Genomic DNA, 21,151 nt, shown 5'->3' on the forward strand with positions numbered 1-21,151 from the left:
TTAATTACCAGACAAGCGTACAAAACCTTTAACTTCTCCACCACGTGAGATAGTAAAGGCAGGACTTGCCGAAACACCATCTGCATTTAACTTATAGTACCCATTAACTCCTTCAGTTTTGTTGATAATTCGAATAAACAAAGAGTCATCAATTACTTCTAGATTACCAATGGTAAAACCAAAAGTTGTTAAAGGAAGACCTGTAATTTGTTTGGCCGATTTACTTTCAATATCAACAGCATAAAAGCGGTACATAATATCCATTAGATTGCTATAAGAAGGCAATTCAACTTTCTTCTCAGATACATCAACAAATAACTTTCCATGATACACTCTTAAACTCCATAGTTGTGCTCCAGAAGGCATACCAAGATCTGTTGATTTTAGATGCCAGCTCTGATCAAAATCGGTTTGCCCAGCTTTGATGCGGAAGATTGTTGAAGGTTGTGGTTCTAAAACCCCTAAATTATTATTATCCCAACCCGTTGTTACCAAGTAGATACTTCCATCAGCAGCCTGAGTCCAAGCAGGAAATTCGGAACGAGCATGTCCTTGATTTTTCACAAAAGAATGTACAATAGTTTTCTCAGGTTTGCTTGTTGCAATATCAATAACAGCTAATGTAAAATTGCGAGTATTGTCATTAAAGCCAGAACCACCTTCGCGAGAATAATTAATATTAACAAACAATTTTCCTTCTTTTGCAACAATAGTCTGATCTCCAGTAGTGACATTAGTACTGATTCCATTGCCTTTTTCTACTAATTCAGTCAGATCAATTTCTCCAGTTCTTTTCATAGTAGAAGGGTTGAACTTTTGAATTTTTGTCTTCCCACGATCAGCATCAAAATAAAAACCAGTGTTTTCATCTACGACTAAGTTTTGTGCCGATGTACCGCATTTTATAAATCCAGATTGTTCTAATATTCCAGAAGCATTTAAAGAAAAACGTACAACACCTGTTTCTCCTGATAGAGTAGCTTTATTAAAAATCCAGTTTTTATAATGTCTAAAACCTCCATAAGCTCGAGCTTGTAAAGAATACCCGCCTATATTGTCTACAGGACCATTTGGCAAATTAGTATAAGCTGCATAGTAACCTGCATTTGCTGTTGTGCTCTCGGCTGTTAAGAGTACATATTTACCCGATGCAGAAGGTGCTGTTGTACTTGTTTCATTATTGTCATCTTTACTGCAAGATGTTAGCATTAAACCACCCATAGTTAAGGATAGTACCGTAGTTAAAAATCTATTTTTCATCGTTATTTATTTTAATTTTAGGATTAATATTTCAAAATATAATTCAGCTTGAGGTGAAAGCTGCGACCTGCATTTTGTACACGGAAATTATCATAGACAGTTTTATCAAATATATTTTTGCATTCAATATTCACAGATAATAAGCGATCTTTCCATGGAGTCCACAGCATTCCAGCACTTTGAATTGTTTGTGTAGGAATGACATTAGGAGCATTAACCTTGGCATCTCCCCAAAGACCTAAAAATCCGTTAGGCTCAGTATCTTTAGGAATATAATCGAGGTAATATTGATGTACATAGCCCATATTCCAATAGATTTTTAATTGATCTTGTTTGTTAAAGACTTTTGAAAGATGTACATCGGTAGATAAATTGGCAAAGAAGAAAGGCATATTACGTAATCTTGCACCTTCTAAATAGTGCAACAGAGGATCTTCAACATGATACAAGCGGAAATCTTGATAGGTGAAGTTCCCATTTAGCTGCAACCAAGATAATGGAGTCACATGCAAGTCAGTTTCTAAACCGATGCCTCTAACTTGCTCAACATTTATGTTTTGTGTGTAAATTAAGTTCATAGGCACTGCATGGATTAAATCTTTGGTAATACGATAAAAACCATTTAATTCTAAATCAAAAAGACCTTCTTTACCAGTACCAAAACCGATATTCCCATTTAAGCTGCGTTCTGGTTTTAGATTAAAATTCGATAATGCAAAAGAACCATCACCAAGTATCTCATTTTGTTCAGGTAGCCGTGTAGCCAATTCTCCAGAAATCCTCATGAAGGTTTGTCTCGTCCAATCGTATTTTAAGGATTCAGCTAATCCGAAGGTAGAGATAGTAGCCTTTGAGGTTTCTCCTTTTAACATTGCTGTATTTACATCAACCTCTTGCCCAACCATATTGGCATGATAGAATTTAAGCTGAAAGCTATTTTTTAGTTTTTCATCCATTAGGTTAGAGTTCAGTCCCAATGTTGCTATAGCTTTGTTATAATCAGCTGGCAGACTTTGCAAGTCTACAGGATTCTGACCAGTAGTTTTGGCTCCATAGGGATCTTTTCCAGTTCGAGAAAAAGCATTGTAGATAAAGTTGAAAGCAATGTTATGATTAGCAGAAAGCGAATAATTTATTCCAGTTCGAGAGGTGAAATTAGCAAACCAAGCATCTAAAAGAGATGGATTTCCACTTTCCCCACGCTGATTTTGATTAACAGGAGGATGATATTTACCAAACCAATCATATGATCCTCTTAAAGTATCCACATGAAGACTATTGATTTTACTGTACACTAAAAATTGATCAACATCAAGACGGCCATCTATAAATTTCTTTTTATATCGTACAGTAGGAATAATAGGTGTGTACTGCTCATTATATGATGCGCCGTATGGTTTTTCCATCAATGCAGCAAACTGATTGTCACGCTTGATGTAAAAAGATGTCAATCCTACACGAAATTCATCTGCCCAAGATAAATCTCGTAACCCGATAAAAGCTTCCGCATAGATTTGCTTATAAGCATTATGGAAGAGTTTTACTTTTGTCGGAATTACATTAGCTGTTTCTTGATCAGGCACACTTGCTATAACAGAATAATTATTATCTGAATAATTGTAGAAAGAATTTAAACCCCAGAAAAGTTTGCGATCAGGAGTATTATACAATAAATTGGCTGATACTCTATGCGTATTAAAGGAACCTAACTCATAGGATAAGGCTAAATAACGCTGTTGATCTGCACGAGAAACCATGTTAATAGCTCCTCCGAGTGCGTCTGCACCAATATTGGTAGGCAATACACCTTTAAAAACCTCAACACGTTCGAGCATATTGATTGGAATTGCTGAAATATTGAATGCATTACCCAGGTAATCTGTAGGGATTCCGTCTTTAAAGACCTTAATAGCCTTTCCTTGAAAACCATTTAGCATGATATTAGTGTTAGCACCTAATCCTCCTGACTGGCGTATGCGTACCCCTGCTGCCTGATTCATTAATTCAACTAGAGTAGCAGCCTGTCCCTGAACAGCTTTCGTATCGATGATCTCAGCTTTAACTGTTTCTCTTTTAGCTGATTTATTAGCACTCTTTCCGTAAACTTTAATTTCATTAATTTGAACAGATCCATCTGAAAGGATAAATATAAGTTCTAAGTCTTTTTTGTCTAGGAGGTGCAAAACTCGTGATTCAGTCTTCATTCCCATATAGCTTACCTTTAAGGTATCAGACTTTGTAGGAATTGTGTTTAAATTAAAATAACCTTGAGCATCGGTTTGTACATGGAGATTAGCGCCAATTAGTATGATATTTGCAGAATGAATTGCCGATCCATTTTCAAAAAGAACCTGACCATGTATGCGTTTAGATAAATTTTGTGCTGTTACCTCTGTTATTATCGAACAGAAGAAAATCAAAAATGTAGCTGTATAGTATAAGTATTTCATTTAATTTATAAATTTGCATTATTAAGACTTAATAAAAACAAGTGCAAAAATAAAGAGATAGGTATACGGTATTAACAGCATTATATACGGTAATAGCAGTAATATCTAGGATTAGTATGTTATGATGAAAATTGAATTAAAAAACACCCAGTTAACTCTTCCCAAAACTGTTATCGAAGTAAATCGGGGATATATATTGTCTGGCCAAGAAAGTATTTTAGAGACACAAACCAAGATTGAAACGAAGGAATTTAAGATTGAAAAACGTACAATTCAAATTGATGGAGTATTCATTCATTTCTACAAAAAGAATATTTTTGAACAACAAAAATTAAAAGTTCTAAGTACATCAGGCTATATCCAAATGCATTTTGAACTCTCTACTGGAGTAACTTTGTATGAATCACGTGAGAGCAATGGTTCTGTTTTACCTACCTATCAGGGGCAGCATATGCTATTTTTTGAGCCTTATTTAGATGGTTATTTGACTTTTCCAATTTGTTCGGGTGCTACAACTGTTGAAATCGAACTGTCTGAAGAATGGCTTAAAAAACAATTCGGAGAACAATTGTCTTTACTTCAGGATTTTGCTTTTGCTTTAAAAGGAAGTCGAGCCGCTATTTTAGGAGGGCAAGCATATCCGATATGCCCGGATATTTATCGCATCATCAAACAACTTTATGATTGCCCTTATGTAGGCGATTTAAAGAAGTTTTTTATAGAGAGTAAATTACTAGAATTGCTTACCATAAAAATACATAAGGCTACAAATAGTTTACCAACAAAACTTTTAACCAATATATCCAAAATAGATAAGGAAAGACTTTTTTATCTCAAAGAACTTCTTGCATCGGTTAAAGCGGAACATTATACAATTCAACAAATGACAGAGCTGACTTTTATGAATCGTACAAAACTACAAAGCTCTTTTAAACTGCTCTTCGGAATGACTATTCATGAATTTGTAGTAGATAAAAGAATGGAGGAGGCTTATCAGCTCTTATCATACTCATCAGGCTGGACAGTTGCAGAAGTAGCTCGTCAGGTTGGATATAAACACTATAATCATTTCTCGACAGCCTTTAAGAATAAATTTGGCGTTTCGCCCAGTAAAATTCCAAACTAGTTATACAGCTAGAATTAAATAGTATATTCTTCTTAAGAATGGTATAAAAGAAAAAGTGGCAGTTTCAAAACTCATGAAACTGCCACTTTTTATGAAGTAAATTTTAAAATAGAGAGTATCTAATTCAAAAAAACATATTTTAGTTTTTTATGAAAGACCTAAAATAGCTTCAGTTGCCCCTTGGTTATTAATTCCAGCGGCACTATTATCTACTAAAAACAATAATTCTCCCGAAACAGGTTTAATTAATTGCATTGGGTAGGTATTAGGATTATAATCTCCGTATAATACTTCTTTCAAGGCATGAGCCTTTTTTTGACCAAAAGCAACTACAACTATCTTCTCTGCTTTATTTATTAAAGGAGCTGTTAAAGTAATACGATGCATATTTTGTGATTCTAATCGGTAGGCAGCTACCCATTTTGTTTGCTCATGCAATACAGCTTCACCTGGAAAAAGAGAGGCAGTATGACCATCATCACCAAGACCTAACAAAATAAGATCAAATTTTCCGTCAGGACCTAAAATACTTCTAATAGACTCTTCATATTCAGCGGCATAATCTTCGGCTGAAATCCCATCTTTGTACATTGGGAATATATTATTTTCAGGAATAGGCACATGGCTTAAAAGAGTATCAAAAGACATTTTTGCATTACTGCGATCGTCTTCTAGAGGTACCCAGCGTTCATCGCCCCAAAATATATAGACCTTATTCCAGTCAATTTTAGTTTGGTATTCGGGAGAAGCTAATAGTTTGTATATACCTGCTGGAGATGAACCTCCTGTAAGTACGGCTGTAAAGCTTCCTTTTTCAAGTATTGCTTTTTGTGCAGATGCTACAAAAAGGGCAGCAGCTTTACTATTAATGGCTTCTATAGTATTATATATCTGTATCATTTTAAACTTTTTATTTCACAATATTTTGTGTGTTAGCAACCCAAGCGTGTCCTTGACGGGCAAGTAATTCATTTGCTGCTTCAGGTCCCCAGCTTCCTGCTTTATAATTAGGAAAATCAGTTGGGGTATTATTTTTCCATACTTCCTGAATCGTATCAATTGCATCCCATGCCTGTTCAACCTGATCCCAACGCATAAATAGTGTAGGATCTCCTGCTAAAGCATCAGAGAGCAGAGTCTCATAAGCTTCTGGCGACATTGTAGAACATTGAAAATAATCAAAAATCATTTCTGCAGGTTGTAAAGAAAGAGACAAACCAGGTTTCTTAGTCATAAACTGTAACTTAATATCCATTGCAGGTTGAATATTTATGATAAGCCTATTAGGAGTCATTCCTTGATTATCATATGAAAACGAGGAATGAGGTACTGGTTTGAACTGGATGATAATCGAAGATTGTTTTTCTTGCATTCTTTTTCCTGTACGCAGGTAAAAAGGAACACCTTGCCATCTCCAGTTATCTAGATAAATTTTCATTGCCACATAGGTTTCTGTATTCGAGTCAGGAGCGATGCCTTTATCGTTTCGGTATGCAGGAACGGGATTACCTTTTATAAAACCTTCATCATATTGGCCTCTAACAGTGTAATGATTAACTTCTTCAGGTTTTATACGTCGGATAGATTTTAGTACATCAGCTTTACGGTTTCGTATGTCATCAGCTCCTAATGAAGCAGGTGCTTCCATAGCAGTCATACATAAAATCTGAAGTAAATGGTTCTGTATCATATCTTTTAAAGCACCAACTCCTTCATAAAAACCACCGCGCTCTTCAACGCCCACTTCTTCTGCTACAGTAATCTGAACAAAATCAATAAAGTTTCGACTCCATAATGGCTCAAACATAGAGTTTCCAAAACGGAATGCAAGGATATTCTGAACGGTTTCTTTACCTAGATAATGATCAATACGGTAAATCTGTTCTTCCTTAAAAGTCTGTGATAACATTTCATTAAGTTCGATCGCAGAGCTTTTATCATAACCAAATGGTTTTTCGATAATGATTCGATCTCGTTTTGCTTTGGCAGCAAGACGTAACTTTTTCATGTTACCTGAAATTGTAGCTATAAATGAAGGTGCTATAGAAAGATAAAAAAGTCTATTGGCACGTACACCAAAATCGGCATCAATACTAGATAGCTTTGCATCTAATTCGTGATAGGATTCTTCTTTGTCAATATCATGTCTCAAATAAGTAATATGAGAAATGAATTGCTGCGTTTCTTCGTTAGAAAGCGCTCCTTTTCTTGAAAAACTCTTTAAGTTTTCTATTACATAATTACGAAATTCTTCATCACTTTTTTCAGCTCTTCCTAGGGCAATAATCTGAAATTTTTCTGGCATACGGCCATCGAGGAATAGATTTTGAAATGCTGGAAAAAGCTTTCTTTTTGCTAAGTCACCGGATGATCCAAAAATAACAATTATAGTTGGATCAGTATTTTTGACATTATTCATTGTTTTCACTTAAAGTTTCTTAATCATTCCATTGGGTATGAAAAGTACCCGGGAGATCAGTGCGTTCGTAGGTATGTGCTCCAAAATAATCACGTTGTGCTTGAATCATATTAGTCGGAAGATTCTCAGATCTATAAGAGTCAAAATATGCTAATGAGTTCATAAGTCCAGCTACAGGTAATCCTTTTTGTACAGCAAATTGAATAACTTCTCTAATACCAGCTTGAGTTTCATTGAATTTAGCTGCAATATCAGTATCTAAAAGAATGTTTGGTAAATTAGGATTCGTTGCAAATGCTTTTCTAAAATCTTCAAGAACATCTGCACGAATGATACAACCACCACGCCATATTTTTGTAACAGTCTCTAAATTTAGTTCGTAATTATATTCTTTAGAAGCAGTTTTAAGTTGTGCCAATCCTTGAGCATAAGTAATTAGGATAGAAAAGAATAATGCATCTTTTAGTGCACTAATTGCTTCGGGTGCGTTTACAGTGGCCTGTTTGTCATTCCAAACTAATTTGGTAGCAGCTTCAATTCTTTCAGGCTTGCTTTTTGACATATCACGCATAAAAACTGCTGCATCAATGGTAGGAACTGGTACTTGTAAATCCATAGCGTTTTGAGAAGTCCATTTTCCTGTTCCTTTAGATTTAGCCCAATCAGATATTAGATTAATCAATCGTTCTCCATTTGGTTCTTTTACTTTAAGAATAGCTCCTGTAATTTCGATTAGAAATGATTTAAGATCAGTTTGATTCCACTCATTAAAAGTATTTTCTATGGTATCTTCATCAAGATTATAACCACGTTTCATCAGGTCATAAATTTCAGAAATAAGTTGCATGATTCCGTACTCAATTCCATTGTGAACCATTTTTACATAGTTACCTGCTGAACCATTTCCTAAATATTCTACACATGGTTCTCCATCTACTTTGGCAGCTATAGCTTCAAAAATAGGACGAAGTCTTTCGTAGGCTTTTTTGTCACCCCCAGGCATCATGCTAGGACCAAATCGTGCTCCTTGCTCACCGCCAGAAATTCCCATTCCAAAGAAATGAATTCCTTTAGCAGATAATTCAAGAAATCTTCTGTCAGTATCAGTAAAGTAAGTGTTTCCACCATCTATTATAATATCACCTTCATCCAGATGAGGTAAAAGGCTTTGAATTGCGCTATCGACAGGCTTACCTGCAGGTACCAACAACATAATCGCTCTTGGGCGTTTGATAAGTTCTACAAAATGTTTAACATCTGTTGTTGCTTCTAATGTATGCTCTGAATCAGCCTCCTGTTGTAAAGAGTTGACTTTTTCTGTATCTAAATCTAAACCTGCAGCAGCAAATTTTTGGCTGGCAATGTTTAAAAGTAGGTTACGACCCATTACGCCGAGTCCGACAATGCCAAAATCAAATGTGTTCATAGTTTTTTAAATTAACTAAGTTATTAGTGAGTTTTTTATTTGTAATGCATTGAAATAATGAGTAGTTATGCTGTTTTTTTAATGCGTTACAAAGACCGAATTCTATTTTGTCGACAGTTTTTTGCCATCCAAAAACGGTTGCGCTAAGTTAAATAAAAAGGTTGGAATACTATAGAATAAACTAGTTGATCTATTGTATTGGCTCAGTCGCTTTTATGAATCGTACTTATAGTTAGGGATTTAAAAATCTAAAAAAATAAGAATCTTGAATAGTATTGTTATTTGAGAACTGCTATTTAGATGATAGTTATATAGTTTATGTTAATTAAAATTGAATTTGAACGCATCAATTAGACTTTCTATTTTGACAAAATTGTAGGTTTTAATCAAAGTTGAAAAAGAAATAAACTACAGCAGCCCATTCTTTGCTCACCCCTCTAGCATAGCCAATTGTACTATGATTGCTATTTTGTACAGTTCCGTCATCTTTAATGTAACCGATAGTCGAATGATTACTGTTCTCTACAGTTCCGTTACTTTTTACATAACCTACAGTAGAATGGTTACTGTTCTCGATAGTCCCATTACTTTTTATATATCCAATTGTACTGTGGTTGCTGTTTTCTATTGTGCCATTACTTTTGATATAACCTACTGTAGAATGATTACTGTTCTCAATAGTACCATTTGCTTTAATATAGCCAACTGTGCTGTGGTTTCTCGATTCTATGGTTTGTGCTTGCGTAATAGTAACTGCTCCTATTGTTAAGATAAAAAATAGTGTTTTTTTCATTTTAAATGTTTTAAAATTAGAATGATTTGGTTTTTGGTTGTGACTTATTATAGGCTTGTACAATTTGTGTACCATTTAAAAAATAATTGTGAATTGCCTTGTTTTGAAATATTTCCAAAAGGATAGTACAAACTTAAGCTTAGTTTTATTTTGTAAAAAATTATCTTAATTATATTGATATAAAACGAGTAAAAACACCTAGTTAGTTTTTCAAATTTTACGTTATTATTGTATGCCTTTATGTAGTAAAAGAATAACTAGTCGCTTTTATGAAATAGGCAATGGATTTATATATATAATTTAAGTTCAACTTGTGAATCCCCAAATTTGTAACTAAAAAAAGATATATCATGCTTAAACCAAAAGAAGAAATTGTAGAAAAAAAGTTTTATGCCAAGGCAGTTGGATCTTCGGATCTTTGGGAAAAATTTAAAGAATACGGAAAGTTAACTATTAATGATGAAATGAAACCTTTTACAGATGAAACTGTAGAAGCTCAAGAAAAAAAGGCTGAATATGGTGTTTTAGAATTATTAGAAGGAACATGGGTAAGTTATAAAAGTGATAATGATAAGAAACATGGGCGAATAGGTACAGGAGTGCATACAACCATTATGCCTTCACCCGGTGTAAACTTAGGAACGATTCCCGGAAAATATAGTTTTGAATGCGAAGAATATATTGAGGCATTAACATTCTCTTTAGTTCCTGGTGGTATACGCAATCGAGGTGGAGTTAGCGAACAATTTTGTGGAGCTGTAAAGTATGAACAAAGTATTAAAAGTGTAAATAAAATAGAAGGTCAAAAAGATTTAAAATATACGCCAATTCATGAGGAAAATGGAATGTATCTTTGGCTTAGCGATCTTTACAATCATGCAGCTACCGCAAAATCAATTGAAGAAGATCGAGGTATTCTTACTCAATCAGAAGAAGATAGAATTAAGTATAAATTTAAAGGGGAATACAAAGATGAAACGCTTGTCAAAATAAAAAATGATCAAGGCGCATTTGAGTATATAGCCATAAGTCAATTAAAAGAAGGGCAAAAATACTATGGCGTAGTTCCTGCAAAAGAACTAAAACCTGGATTTGGTTTAGATGGACCCTATTTTATTCCAGATTATTCTATTTCGCGTAGCGGTGTAATTCCTCATGGAAGTACTATTACCTTATTAGGTGACCTTGTTTCTCAAAAAGGGAAATATGTAATTGGTGGAGCACCAGAATTTCCAAAAGGCATTAAAGCTTGGGATTTTGATCATCTTTCGATTTCAAAAACAATGGGAGGTGCAGATACAAGTCACGACGGACCAATTAATCTAGATGATCCAGCACCAAAATGGGTACATGAAAAACTAACTCACGAAAATGATCCTCGCGAAAATAAAATTTATACACAGCGAATACTTGCTCACGAATTATATCCATATTCAGTAAGACCAGATTTGCGATTAAGGGATTCTATAAATGGAGAAGAAATTGATGAGTATATCTCAATTCATATGTCATCAAAAAATAAAACTGGAGCACAAGGAGGAATATTAAATGTTCCTTTTGTGAATCGTTTTGTGCCAACTGTTGAAATGAATGTGAATATGTGGGTTCAAAGAGTACATGATAAAATCTTAAATAAGAAAGTTCTTCAGCTGCAATATGAACAAATTATATTTTTCGAATTTAATTTTGGAGATGATGGAGGTACTACGAGTTGGCCACACATACAAGTTAATACGCTCCGTAAGATAGAAGACGTTCCTGCTGAACAGAAAGCTGTAATAGAAGAGCAATTTAAAGGTATTAAAAAAACGGATGATAGTAATAAAGCTAGTTATTCCATTTCAGATTCAAGATGTCCTTACCACAAAGAATAAAAGGATATAAAAAAACTCCACGGTATCTATGTAAAAAGTTACGGTAGAGTTATAATCATTTTAGAAAAGAAATAGAGAAGCCGTCTAAATTAGACGGCTTCTTTCATTTATGTTTATTTTTTCCATTTCAAACGTAAGCTATTACTAACTACACTTACACTACTTAAAGCCATTGCTGCACCAGCGATCATTGGGTTCAACAAAAATCCATTAATGGGATATAATATACCAGCAGCAAGAGGAATACCAATAAGATTATAGATAAAAGCCCAGAACAGATTTTGCTTAATTGTTAGTACCGTTTGTTTAGATAAACGGATGGCTTGTGGTATTTTTGTCAAGTCAGATGAAATAATGGTCATTTTTGCTACGTCCATAGCAATATCACTTCCTTTACCCATTGCAATACTTACGTCAGCTGTTGCTAGTGCGGTACTATCATTAATTCCATCGCCTACCATTGCCACTGTTTTACCCTGCTGTTGCAATTCTTTTACAAAATCGGCTTTGTGCTGTGGTAATACTTCAGCCTTATAATGTTTAATTCCAGTTTGCTCAGCGATAGCTTTTGCAGTCGCTTCGTTGTCTCCAGTAAGCATATAGAGTTCAATACCCATATCTTGCATTTGCTTGATAGCTTCAACAGATGTTTCTTTGATTTTATCAGAAATTGCAATAACAGACAATGCCTGCTTACTATCAGTAAACCAAATTACAGTTTTTGATTCTTTGCTCCATACACCTGCCTGATTTAATAATTGATCGGCAATAGTAATATTGTTTTCTTCTAATAATTTTTTGTTACCTACAAAATAAGTTTGCCCCATATAAGAGGCTTTTGCTCCTTTACCAGTGATGCTATCAAAATCTGATAATAGGACAGTTTGTACATCCTCGAAATTTTTTACTACGGCTTCGGCCAAAGGATGTTCAGATTGTTTTTCAATACTAATTAAGATCTCTTTTGTTGCATCTTTATCGTCAAGCCATTTAACTCCAGTAACTTGAGGCCTTCCTTCCGTAATGGTTCCAGTCTTGTCTAAGACAATAGCAGAGACTTTCCTTGCTAGCTCCAAACTTTCAGCGTCTTTAATCAAAATACCGTTTTCTGCACCTTTACCAACACCAACCATTATTGCAGTAGGAGTAGCCAGACCCAAGGCACAAGGACATGCAATAACCAATACAGTAACTGCGGCCATTAATGCTTGTGCTACAGCATTTTCTCCTCCTAGTACCAACCAAGTAATAAAAGTAAGAATGGCTATTCCAATTACAATTGGAACAAAAATACCTGCAATCTTATCTACCAATTTCTGAACAGGAGCTTTACTCCCTTGAGCATCTTGAACCATCTTTATGATCTGAGCAAGCATGGTCTCTTTGCCTACTTTAACTGCTTTAAATTGAAAGCTTCCTTTTTGATTTATAGTTCCGGCAAACACTTTTTCATGCTCTTTTTTCAATACAGGAACTGGTTCACCGCTAAGCATACTTTCGTCAACATATGAGTTACCAGAAGTGACTATTCCATCGACAGCAATTTTTTCACCTGGTTTAACCAAAATAATAGCTCCAACACTCACATCTTCAATAGCAATTTGTTTTTCAGTTCCGTCAGCTTGTATAACCATCACAGTTTTTGGCTGTAAGCCCATTAGTTTTTTAATAGCTGAGGAGGTATTGCCTTTTGCTTTTTCTTCTAACAATTTACCTAATAGAATGAATGTAATAACTACAGCAGCTGCTTCAAAATATACGTGAGCATGTAATCCTCGCTGATGCCAGAAATCCATGAAAAGCATGTTAAATACACTAAATAAATAAGCAATTCCTGTACTCAATGCAACTAACGTATCCATATTCGCAGAGCGGTGTTTTGTTTGCTTCCATGCGTTTATGAAGAAGTCTTTACCCAGCCAAAGAACTACAGGAGTTGAAAAGAACCACATGATTTCATTGCCATATGGCATATCCATAAAGAACATACCAATAACTACAACAGGTAACGATAGTATAACTGCCCAAATAGTTTTATTTTTTAATTTTCTGAATTTATCAGCATGGATAACTTCCAATGATTCCTGTTGTTTCGTTTCGTCTACAATGAGTAAGTCGTAACCAACAGCCTGAAGAGCTTTCTGTAACTTAGAAGAATCTGTTATATTAGGAAGGTACTCTACCGTTAGATTTCCTGTTGCAAAGTTTACAGAAGCATCAATGACTCCAGATTCAAATTTCACGATATTTTCTGCACTGCCTGCACAAGAGGCACAGGTCATTCCAAGAACTGGAAAAGTATTTTTAACCGTCGGGACACCATATCCAAGGTCTTTAATGGCCTTAACGGCATTACCAACTACCTCATTGTTGGTAACTGTAATAGCTGCCCTGCGGTTATTTATTTCTATTTCGTAGGTTTCGACACCTTTAACCTGTGCCAAACCTTTTTTTATGATTAATGCACAGTGCTCACTTTCTACATCTGCTAAAGGAATATAAATTGTTTCCTTATTTTTATTTGTCGTCATATTTTGCGTATTGTATTTCAATTGCAAAGTTGGCGACAATATCTATGAATGCTATTGCGGAATTATGGATTTGATTTGTAATATTTACTTATACCTTATCTAATGGTTTTCTTCTGTCTTCACGAATCTGTTTAAAGTGACTAGGAGTTAATCCAGTAACTTTTTTGAATTGATTGCTAAGATAAGCAACACTCGAATAGTTCAAACGATCTGCGATTTCACTTAAGGATAATTCATCATAAACTAAAAGTTCTTTTATTTTCTCAATCTTTTGAGCAATAAAATATTTTTCTATTGTAGTACCTTCTACTTCAGAAAAGAGATTAGAAAGATAATTGTAGTCATGGTTGAGTTCTTTGCTCAATATATCAGATAAATTGTTTTTTGAATCATTATCCTGATGATGTACCAAATCGATGATGGTATTTTTTATCTTTTCGATGATTCTACTTTTTTTATCATCAATTACTTCAAAACCTAAAGGGACCAGTACATTTTCCAGTGAATTTCTTTCGTCGGAGGTTAATTCCTTTGTAAGAGTAACTTCTCCCAATTTAATGCTGGTAAAGTCCATTCCAAGCTTTTCAAGTTCATCTTGAACTACCATTATACAGCGGTTGCAAACCATGTTTTTGACGAATAATATATTCATATTCCTTGTTTGATAAAATTTTATATTATAAATGTATAGGCAAACTTACTATTAAAAATTAATTTACTACTCATTATAAATGCCTAACTGGGTAAAATGTCTAAGACAATAAATAGATATTGACTTATAAAACAATGATCTAAATTAAGAGTTACTAAGTGATGAATTAGTTTTTTATTACCACTTACAGCCATTATCAATCAGTAAAAGTTATAAATCAAACAAGGAATAATATTATACTACCGCACAATGCTATACTTAAGTTTGTACAAAAAAAAACAGAAAAAGGATTTGATATATTATTTAACAAGTCCATGAAATTACATAAAAAAGATAAAAGGAGTTGGAGAGAATTAAGTATCAAAATAGAATTATAATATAGAGTCCCAACCAAATTTTATCTATTAATCAGAAATAAATATGATACAGGAACAGACGGCTGAATATGAAATAGGAATTGTTATAATTCCAGATATATCTGGTTTTACGGACTTTGTTATAAATACCAATATGTTTATCGGGAAATACATAACTGAAAATCTTCTAAAGTCAATAATAAACAGTAATAATCTCAACCTAGAAGTCTCTGAGATAGAAGGAGATGCTATATTGTTTTATAAATACCGCAAAATACCTTCGTTTGATGATACAATAAATCAGATAGAAATAATGTATGATAATTTTAAAAAAGAAGTAGCCAAACTCTCCTTTCAGCTTGGTATAGAAATTCCTTTGTCATTGAAGATTATTGTGCATTACGGTACTTTTACTAAATATAAAATTGGAAGGTTTGAAAAACTTTATGGAGCGCCAGTTGTGGAAGCGCACAAAATGCTCAAAAATCATATTGCCAAATTTCCGCCATATGCTTTGTTTTCAGATGCATTTTTAAAAGCCAATTTTGAACAACCAGCTAAATCAACTTTTGAATACGATAATTGCGAGAATTGTATGTATCTGCCAGAAATAGGCTATATCCATTATTTGTAATTAGGTAGATTGCCTAATGTTGTGTTATTGTATAATAGATAGATTGTAACATTCGGAATAGAATACAAAATGAGTTATTCCTATTTTATAAAAATGTTTAAGACGTTGGTAATAGTAATTTTTTGTGGTTTTTTTTTCTAAGTTTGTTATAAAAGTGTAAGCAAAGTGTAAAAGATGAAAGATTTAGAAAAAAAGTTATTGAACAGGAATATAAAACCAACAGCAGTGCGGTTATTGATATTCAATACGATGACTGAATTTAAAAAAGCATTTAGCCTAACAGATCTTGAGACGGAGTTAGAAACTGTCAATAAATCGACCATTTTTAGAACTTTGACTTTGTTTCATGAAAATTTACTTATCCATACTATTGACGATGGATCTGGTTCTATGAAATATTCAATTTGCATGGAATCCTGTATGTGTACGCTTGGAGAGTTACATGTTCATTTTAACTGCAACCATTGTCATAATACCTATTGTCTTGAAAGCATCTCGATACCACCAATTCAACTTCCTGAAAAATTCTTATTAGAAAGTGTCAATTTTGTAATGAAAGGAATTTGTGAAAATTGTTCTCAAAAAAGCCATCCTGCATTTGCAACCAGGTTCCCAAAATAGAGTGATAGTTTTGACATAGAATTAAAAAATAATTAGATATGTCAAAGCAATGTTGTAGCACTGATGTTTATTTAAAACTTCAAAAAAAAGAGGAAAATAAGCATAATTATGGTCATAGTCACGTAAAAAAGGAGAAAAAAGGAGATCATCATAATCATAGTCACGGACATGATCATGATCACAGTCACGATCTCGAGGGTAAAACGGCATTTCAGTTATTTTTACCATCTGGAATTTCATTAGTCTTATTACTTTTAGGTATAGGATTAGATAATTATTTTCCACAGGATTGGTTTACCAACTGGGTAAGATTGGTATGGTACATAGCCGCATATATTCCAGTTGGATTACCAGTAATAAAAGAAGCTATAGAAAGTATTCGTTATAAAGATTTCTTTTCAGAGTTTTTTCTTATGGTTATCGCTACAATGGGAGCTTTTGCTATAGGCGAATATCCCGAGGCTGTAGCAGTTATGTTATTTTATGCAGTAGGTGAGGTGTTTCAAACACTTGCAGTATCGCGTGCTAAAGGAAATATCAAAGCTTTATTAGATCAACGTCCAGATGAGGTTACGATACTAGAAGGAGGTAAGCTGGTAGTTATAAAAGCAGAAGAGGCAAAAATCGGAGATATTATCCAGTTAAAGCCTGGAGAAAAATTGGGACTGGATGGAGGACTTATTTCAGAAACAGCTTCGTACAACACAGCCGCACTTACTGGAGAAAGTAAACCTGATACGAAAGCAAAAGGAGAAACGGTATTGGCAGGTATGATTAATCTGAATACGGTAAGTCAGGTAAGAGTAACTGCAGCTTACTCAGATAGTAAGTTAAGTAAAATATTAGAATTGGTACAGGATGCAACTGCTCAAAAAGCACCTACAGAATTGTTCATTCGTAAGTTTGCGAAGGTATATACGCCAATTATAGTGTTGCTTTCAATTGTAATTACATTATTACCAGCTCTTTTTGTTGATAATTATGTGTTTAGTGAGTGGTTGTATAGAGCATTGGTATTTTTAGTTATTTCTTGTCCTTGTGCGTTGGTAATCTCTATTCCTTTGGGATATTTTGGAGGAATTGGGGCAGCAAGTCATAATGGTATCTTGTTTAAAGGTTCTAATTTCTTGGATATTCTTGCAAATGTTCAAAACGTGGTAATCGATAAAACAGGAACAATGACCGAGGGTGTTTTTAAAGTTCAGGAAGTGATAATAAAACCTGAATTTGACAAAGATGAAATCCTTAAAATGGTTAATGCATTGGAAAGTCAGAGTACGCATCCAGTTGCTTCAGCTATTCATAATTATGTAGGAGAGGTTGATAACACCATTAATTTGTCTGAAACAGAAGAAATAGCTGGATATGGGCTTAAATCAACAGTAAATGGAAAGGAATTATTGGTTGGTAATTTTAAGTTGCTTGATAAATTTAATATTAATTACAATATAGATACATCAAATATTGTCTATACAGTAATTGCTGTTTCTTACGATAAAAAATTTGCTGGGTATCTTACAATCTCAGATAGTATTAAAGCAGATGCTAAAATAGCAATAGATAAATTGCACAGTATGAATATAAAAGTTACAATGCTGAGTGGTGATAAAAGTACCGTTGTGGATTATGTTGCAAGACAATTAGGAATAGATAATGCTTACGGAGATTTACTCCCTGAAGACAAAGTTAATAAGGTGAAAGAAATCAAGACTCGCAATGGCAGTGTAGCTTTTGTGGGTGATGGAGTAAATGATGCTCCAGTTATTGCTTTAAGTGATGCAGGTATTGCTATGGGAGGTCTAGGAAGTGATGCTGCCATTGAAACTGCCGATGTCGTAATACAAGACGATATGCCTTCTAAAATACCAATGGCAATACATATTGGTAAGCAAACCAAAAAAATAGTTTGGCAAAATATAGTATTAGCATTTTCTATAAAAGCAATTGTATTGATTCTTGGTGCAGGCGGACTTGCCACTATGTGGGAAGCTGTATTTGCCGATGTAGGTGTTGCATTATTAGCTATCTTGAATGCCGTTCGAATACAAAGAATGAAATTCTAAAGCCAAATTATTTATCGCTTAATCAGTAAATATCACAAATCATACAAGGAATATTGTAAACGAATTGAAAGGAGATCAACATAAATTTGCGGTATCAAATAATAATAAAAAATATCAATAAATATGGAAAAGAAAAATATTCAATTCAAAACAACTCTAAATTGTGGTGGATGTGTAGCGAAAGTAAAGTCTGATTTAGATAATAATGATGGTATCGGTCAATGGAATGTAGATACAGATAGTAGTGATAAAATCCTCACAGTTCAATCAGAAGGGATTACTGAAGAAGAAATAGTTGCTATTATCAAAAGTAAAGGGTTTAATGCAGAACCTATAAGATAATAGAAGATTAAAAGAATAAGTTTTAAAAAAAGAGGCTATTTCACCAACGTGAAATAGCCTCTTTTGATGTTTTATGGAGTGATTTGTTGTCTATTTAGACTAAAAAGGGTATGATGATTAATTTTTTATTTAAAATCTAAAAGGTCACATCATTTAAAATTTAAGGACTTATTTTAAACTGAAATTCACTTTTAACGATATAAATGTTTATTAGATTATTAAAATGTATTGGTAGCCATAAAAGGTTTAAAAATTAGCTATTTATGATTTGTTTTAAGAGTAGTAAGAGCTCCAGAAAATGTTGGATGATATGTTGTTTTTTTGATTCTTTGGAGGCAAAAATAAAAGGAATAATGAAATTAAAATTCTATCTAAATAATGTGTTGTAAGAATTCTTTATGAAAAAATTAAAAAGAGTGTGATTTTTAGATAGTATATTGCATAACAAGAACGAACTACTTTTTTGTATCAGATAAAAAAGGATTCGTAATAATTAAATTTGATTAGAATGAGATTGAGGAGAAAACCAAAAATGACCTTAAAGCGCTATTTTGAAGAAAACTTTAAAGACCAAAAGTTATGGGAATATAACAAAGGGAATGTAGAGTTACTGGTAGAATTAGTGAATTTGGTTCGTCCAAAAAAAATAAAAAAAACAACTGTTGTAGATTTATCAGAACTTATTGATTTGCTTAAGGGAAATCAAAATTATCGTGATGGTCTGATGGACTGTGTTAGTGCCCATTTAGAAAAGAAAAAATTTAATAAAATCCTTTCTGATGCAGGTATTCTACAGAATGCCAATTTCTTTTATGAAGTCCGCAGGCGATTATTTGCTAAATTAATTCCTGAACAACCCGAAAAAGACACGTTACAATTTATACTAAATCAGGTATTCTTTGTTAAGACAGATCCGCTATGGATTAAAAAAATACCAGAGGAGCAAATATGGGAGTTGTACTCTTTATTAGAATTTCGTTCTATTTATGAATCGAGTGATGAGAAGTCATCGCTAACCGAATTGGTTTTTGCGATGGAGGTTATTACCTATCGTATATGTGGATGTGCCATGGAAACTGATGTAATCCAGATGGTACCTGAATATGAAAATTATGAAAGTCCATTTCTTGCCTTTCAGCGAGAGCTGTTGCTAATAAGTGAGAAGCTGATTGAATCTAGCGAAAACTTTATGCATCCCGATGATCTTGGTTATAAACAATTGATTATCCTGCACAAACAATGTACAGATTATATAGAAACGGCCTTTAAAAATAGTAGTAAATTTGGGATTTCATTACGAGTAAATCAGAGCTTGTTACGAATCCATCAACAACTTAATCGTCTTAAATCATTATTACCACTTTTAATACAGGCAGAAGAGAAAGATGCTGATAAGAATACAATTTACCTCTCTTATATATTGATTAAATACAATTGTGATAAAAATAATATCGATAAACTAATCAATGAGAGTACGCAACTTCTATCTTATGAAATAACACAGCATACAGCCAATACGGGAGAACATTATATTACAAACAGCCGTAAGGAATATTACAAGATGTTTTATTCTGCAGCTGGTGGTGGGTTTATAGTTGGCTTATTGTGTATCATCAAACTATTATTAGGAAAAGTAGAGGCAAGTGGCTTTGGTCATGTTTTCTTATATAGTATGAATTATTCTATAGGATTTATTATAATTTATATCCTCGGATTTACATTGGCAACAAAGCAACCAGCAATGACAGCCTCTGCATTGGTAAGAGCCTTACAAGAAGGTTTTAAACACAAAGATCAAGATAAGAATGAGTACAAGTATAAAGAGTTTGCTATATTTTTTGCTCGTGTATTCCGCTCACAGTTTATTGCATTCGTTGGGAATGTTATTATTGCCTTCCCAGTTTCATTACTAGGAATCTGGCTAATTGATGAAGTTTTTCATTATAATATTGCTAAAGAAAAGTGGCCTGTTTTAATTAATGACCTGAATCCTATTTATTCTGCAGCAATTTTTCATGCGGCTATAGCTGGAGTTTTTCTGTTTCTATCAGGAATTATAGCCGGAAGTATTGCTAATCGTGACAAGCATAATCATATTTATTACCGTATTCAAGAACATCCATTGCTTAAGCTAAGTTTAGGAAAAAGAATGACAAAAAAATTAGCTTCATTGTATGAAAAAAAATGGGCAGGAATTATATCTAATTTCTGGTTTGGTGTTTTTATGGGAAGTACTGTTTTTATTGGAATATTCTTTGGATTAAATATTGACATCAGGCACATTACTTTTGCTAGTGGAAATTTTGCTATGGGATTATATGGTGCCGACTTTGCTATTACTGAATGGATGTTTTTCTGGTCAGTTCTAGGTATCGGTCTTATAGGATTGGTCAACTTTATGGTTAGTTTTAGTTTGTCACTAGGACTTGCTTTTCGCTCGAGAGATATTCCAATTTCTGAATTAAAACAAGTGACAAGCGCAATCATTAAGTATTTTCTAAGTAAGCCATCACATTTCTTTTTCCCACCAAAGAACAGTAGCTCACAGTAGTATTTATAATCTGTAGACAACAAATAGTTGTTTTTGTTTTGAGAGATTATCAG

Annotated in this window: 15 protein-coding genes; 7 read left to right on the forward strand and 8 right to left on the reverse strand. The window is 33.6% G+C overall.

Annotation, left to right across the window (positions count from 1 at the left end; all coding sequences use genetic code 11):
• Together LPB87_RS17605 and LPB87_RS17610 are read right to left on the reverse strand one after the other, a co-directional pair.
• A complete protein-coding gene (locus LPB87_RS17605; RefSeq protein WP_230728724.1) occupies positions 1-1,260 on the reverse strand; it encodes a hypothetical protein in 1,260 nt (419 codons plus the stop codon).
• Between the two features lie 23 nt (positions 1,261-1,283).
• Positions 1,284-3,710, reverse strand: a complete 2,427-nt coding sequence (locus tag LPB87_RS17610; protein WP_230728725.1) for a TonB-dependent receptor — start codon at positions 3,708-3,710, stop codon at positions 1,284-1,286.
• 121 nt (positions 3,711-3,831) lie between these two features.
• Here LPB87_RS17610 and LPB87_RS17615 point away from each other — a divergent pair, with 121 nt between their 5' ends.
• The gene (locus LPB87_RS17615) at positions 3,832-4,836 is read left to right on the forward strand and encodes an AraC family transcriptional regulator (protein ID WP_230728726.1); all 1,005 of its coding nucleotides are present in this window, start codon (positions 3,832-3,834) and stop codon (positions 4,834-4,836) included.
• 147 nt (positions 4,837-4,983) lie between these two features.
• On the opposite strand, the gene pgl is transcribed toward LPB87_RS17615, so the two are convergent.
• The 4 genes from pgl to LPB87_RS17635 all read right to left on the reverse strand — a co-directional run bounded on the left by pgl (position 4,984) and on the right by LPB87_RS17635 (position 9,474).
• Positions 4,984-5,736, reverse strand: coding sequence for a 6-phosphogluconolactonase (pgl, locus tag LPB87_RS17620; RefSeq protein WP_230728727.1), 753 nt, complete (start codon positions 5,734-5,736; stop codon positions 4,984-4,986).
• 10 nt (positions 5,737-5,746) lie between these two features.
• On the reverse strand, positions 5,747-7,255 hold the full coding sequence (zwf, locus tag LPB87_RS17625; protein ID WP_230728728.1) for a glucose-6-phosphate dehydrogenase: 1,509 nt from the start codon (positions 7,253-7,255) through the stop codon (positions 5,747-5,749).
• Positions 7,256-7,274: 19 nt separating this feature from the next.
• On the reverse strand, positions 7,275-8,681 hold the full coding sequence (gene gndA / locus LPB87_RS17630; RefSeq protein WP_129538823.1) for an NADP-dependent phosphogluconate dehydrogenase: 1,407 nt from the start codon (positions 8,679-8,681) through the stop codon (positions 7,275-7,277).
• Between the two features lie 382 nt (positions 8,682-9,063).
• The gene (locus tag LPB87_RS17635; protein WP_129538822.1) at positions 9,064-9,474 is read right to left on the reverse strand and encodes a 5-fold beta-flower protein; all 411 of its coding nucleotides are present in this window, start codon (positions 9,472-9,474) and stop codon (positions 9,064-9,066) included.
• A gap of 350 nt (positions 9,475-9,824) precedes the next feature.
• Between LPB87_RS17635 and LPB87_RS17640 the strand changes: the two genes are divergently transcribed.
• Positions 9,825-11,348: a peroxidase, FMP-type gene (locus tag LPB87_RS17640; RefSeq protein ID WP_230728729.1), complete on the forward strand. Its 1,524-nt coding sequence runs from the start codon at positions 9,825-9,827 to the stop codon at positions 11,346-11,348.
• 113 nt (positions 11,349-11,461) lie between these two features.
• On the opposite strand, the gene LPB87_RS17645 is transcribed toward LPB87_RS17640, so the two are convergent.
• Positions 11,462-13,879 (reverse strand): heavy metal translocating P-type ATPase, encoded by a 2,418-nt coding sequence (locus LPB87_RS17645; protein WP_230728730.1) that lies wholly within the window; start codon positions 13,877-13,879, stop codon positions 11,462-11,464.
• Between the two features lie 88 nt (positions 13,880-13,967).
• On the reverse strand, positions 13,968-14,531 hold the full coding sequence (locus tag LPB87_RS17650) for an AraC family transcriptional regulator (RefSeq protein ID WP_230728731.1): 564 nt from the start codon (positions 14,529-14,531) through the stop codon (positions 13,968-13,970).
• Between the two features lie 420 nt (positions 14,532-14,951).
• Between LPB87_RS17650 and LPB87_RS17655 the strand changes: the two genes are divergently transcribed.
• From LPB87_RS17655 to LPB87_RS17675, 5 genes are all read left to right on the forward strand, one after another.
• Entirely contained in the window at positions 14,952-15,521 is a 570-nt protein-coding gene (locus tag LPB87_RS17655) for a DUF2652 domain-containing protein (protein WP_230728732.1), read from the forward strand.
• A 174-nt stretch (positions 15,522-15,695) separates the two neighbouring features.
• Positions 15,696-16,142, forward strand: coding sequence for a transcriptional repressor (locus tag LPB87_RS17660; protein ID WP_230728733.1), 447 nt, complete (start codon positions 15,696-15,698; stop codon positions 16,140-16,142).
• Between the two features lie 38 nt (positions 16,143-16,180).
• Positions 16,181-18,205, forward strand: a complete 2,025-nt coding sequence (locus LPB87_RS17665) for a heavy metal translocating P-type ATPase (RefSeq protein WP_230728734.1) — start codon at positions 16,181-16,183, stop codon at positions 18,203-18,205.
• 123 nt (positions 18,206-18,328) lie between these two features.
• Positions 18,329-18,547, forward strand: a complete 219-nt coding sequence (locus LPB87_RS17670) for a heavy-metal-associated domain-containing protein (RefSeq protein WP_129538817.1) — start codon at positions 18,329-18,331, stop codon at positions 18,545-18,547.
• Between the two features lie 532 nt (positions 18,548-19,079).
• Complete coding sequence (locus LPB87_RS17675; RefSeq protein WP_230728735.1) at positions 19,080-21,098, forward strand: site-specific recombinase; 2,019 nt, start codon at positions 19,080-19,082, stop codon at positions 21,096-21,098.
• Positions 21,099-21,151: the final 53 nt, after the last annotated feature.

It is taken from the genome of Flavobacterium sp. EDS (assembly GCF_020991525.1).
Taxonomy (GTDB): domain Bacteria; phylum Bacteroidota; class Bacteroidia; order Flavobacteriales; family Flavobacteriaceae; genus Flavobacterium.

Coding starts and splice junctions, on each gene's coding strand:
- LPB87_RS17605 (WP_230728724.1), bottom strand. CDS start 1,260: ATGAAAAATAGATTTTTAACTACGGTACTATCCTTAACTATGGGTGGT.
- LPB87_RS17610 (WP_230728725.1), bottom strand. CDS start 3,710: ATGAAATACTTATACTATACAGCTACATTTTTGATTTTCTTCTGTTCG.
- LPB87_RS17615 (WP_230728726.1), top strand. CDS start 3,832: ATGATGAAAATTGAATTAAAAAACACCCAGTTAACTCTTCCCAAAACT.
- pgl (WP_230728727.1), bottom strand. CDS start 5,736: ATGATACAGATATATAATACTATAGAAGCCATTAATAGTAAAGCTGCT.
- zwf (WP_230728728.1), bottom strand. CDS start 7,255: ATGAATAATGTCAAAAATACTGATCCAACTATAATTGTTATTTTTGGA.
- gndA (WP_129538823.1), bottom strand. CDS start 8,681: ATGAACACATTTGATTTTGGCATTGTCGGACTCGGCGTAATGGGTCGT.
- LPB87_RS17635 (WP_129538822.1), bottom strand. CDS start 9,474: ATGAAAAAAACACTATTTTTTATCTTAACAATAGGAGCAGTTACTATT.
- LPB87_RS17640 (WP_230728729.1), top strand. CDS start 9,825: ATGCTTAAACCAAAAGAAGAAATTGTAGAAAAAAAGTTTTATGCCAAG.
- LPB87_RS17645 (WP_230728730.1), bottom strand. CDS start 13,879: ATGACGACAAATAAAAATAAGGAAACAATTTATATTCCTTTAGCAGAT.
- LPB87_RS17650 (WP_230728731.1), bottom strand. CDS start 14,531: ATGAATATATTATTCGTCAAAAACATGGTTTGCAACCGCTGTATAATG.
- LPB87_RS17655 (WP_230728732.1), top strand. CDS start 14,952: ATGATACAGGAACAGACGGCTGAATATGAAATAGGAATTGTTATAATT.
- LPB87_RS17660 (WP_230728733.1), top strand. CDS start 15,696: ATGAAAGATTTAGAAAAAAAGTTATTGAACAGGAATATAAAACCAACA.
- LPB87_RS17665 (WP_230728734.1), top strand. CDS start 16,181: ATGTCAAAGCAATGTTGTAGCACTGATGTTTATTTAAAACTTCAAAAA.
- LPB87_RS17670 (WP_129538817.1), top strand. CDS start 18,329: ATGGAAAAGAAAAATATTCAATTCAAAACAACTCTAAATTGTGGTGGA.
- LPB87_RS17675 (WP_230728735.1), top strand. CDS start 19,080: ATGACCTTAAAGCGCTATTTTGAAGAAAACTTTAAAGACCAAAAGTTA.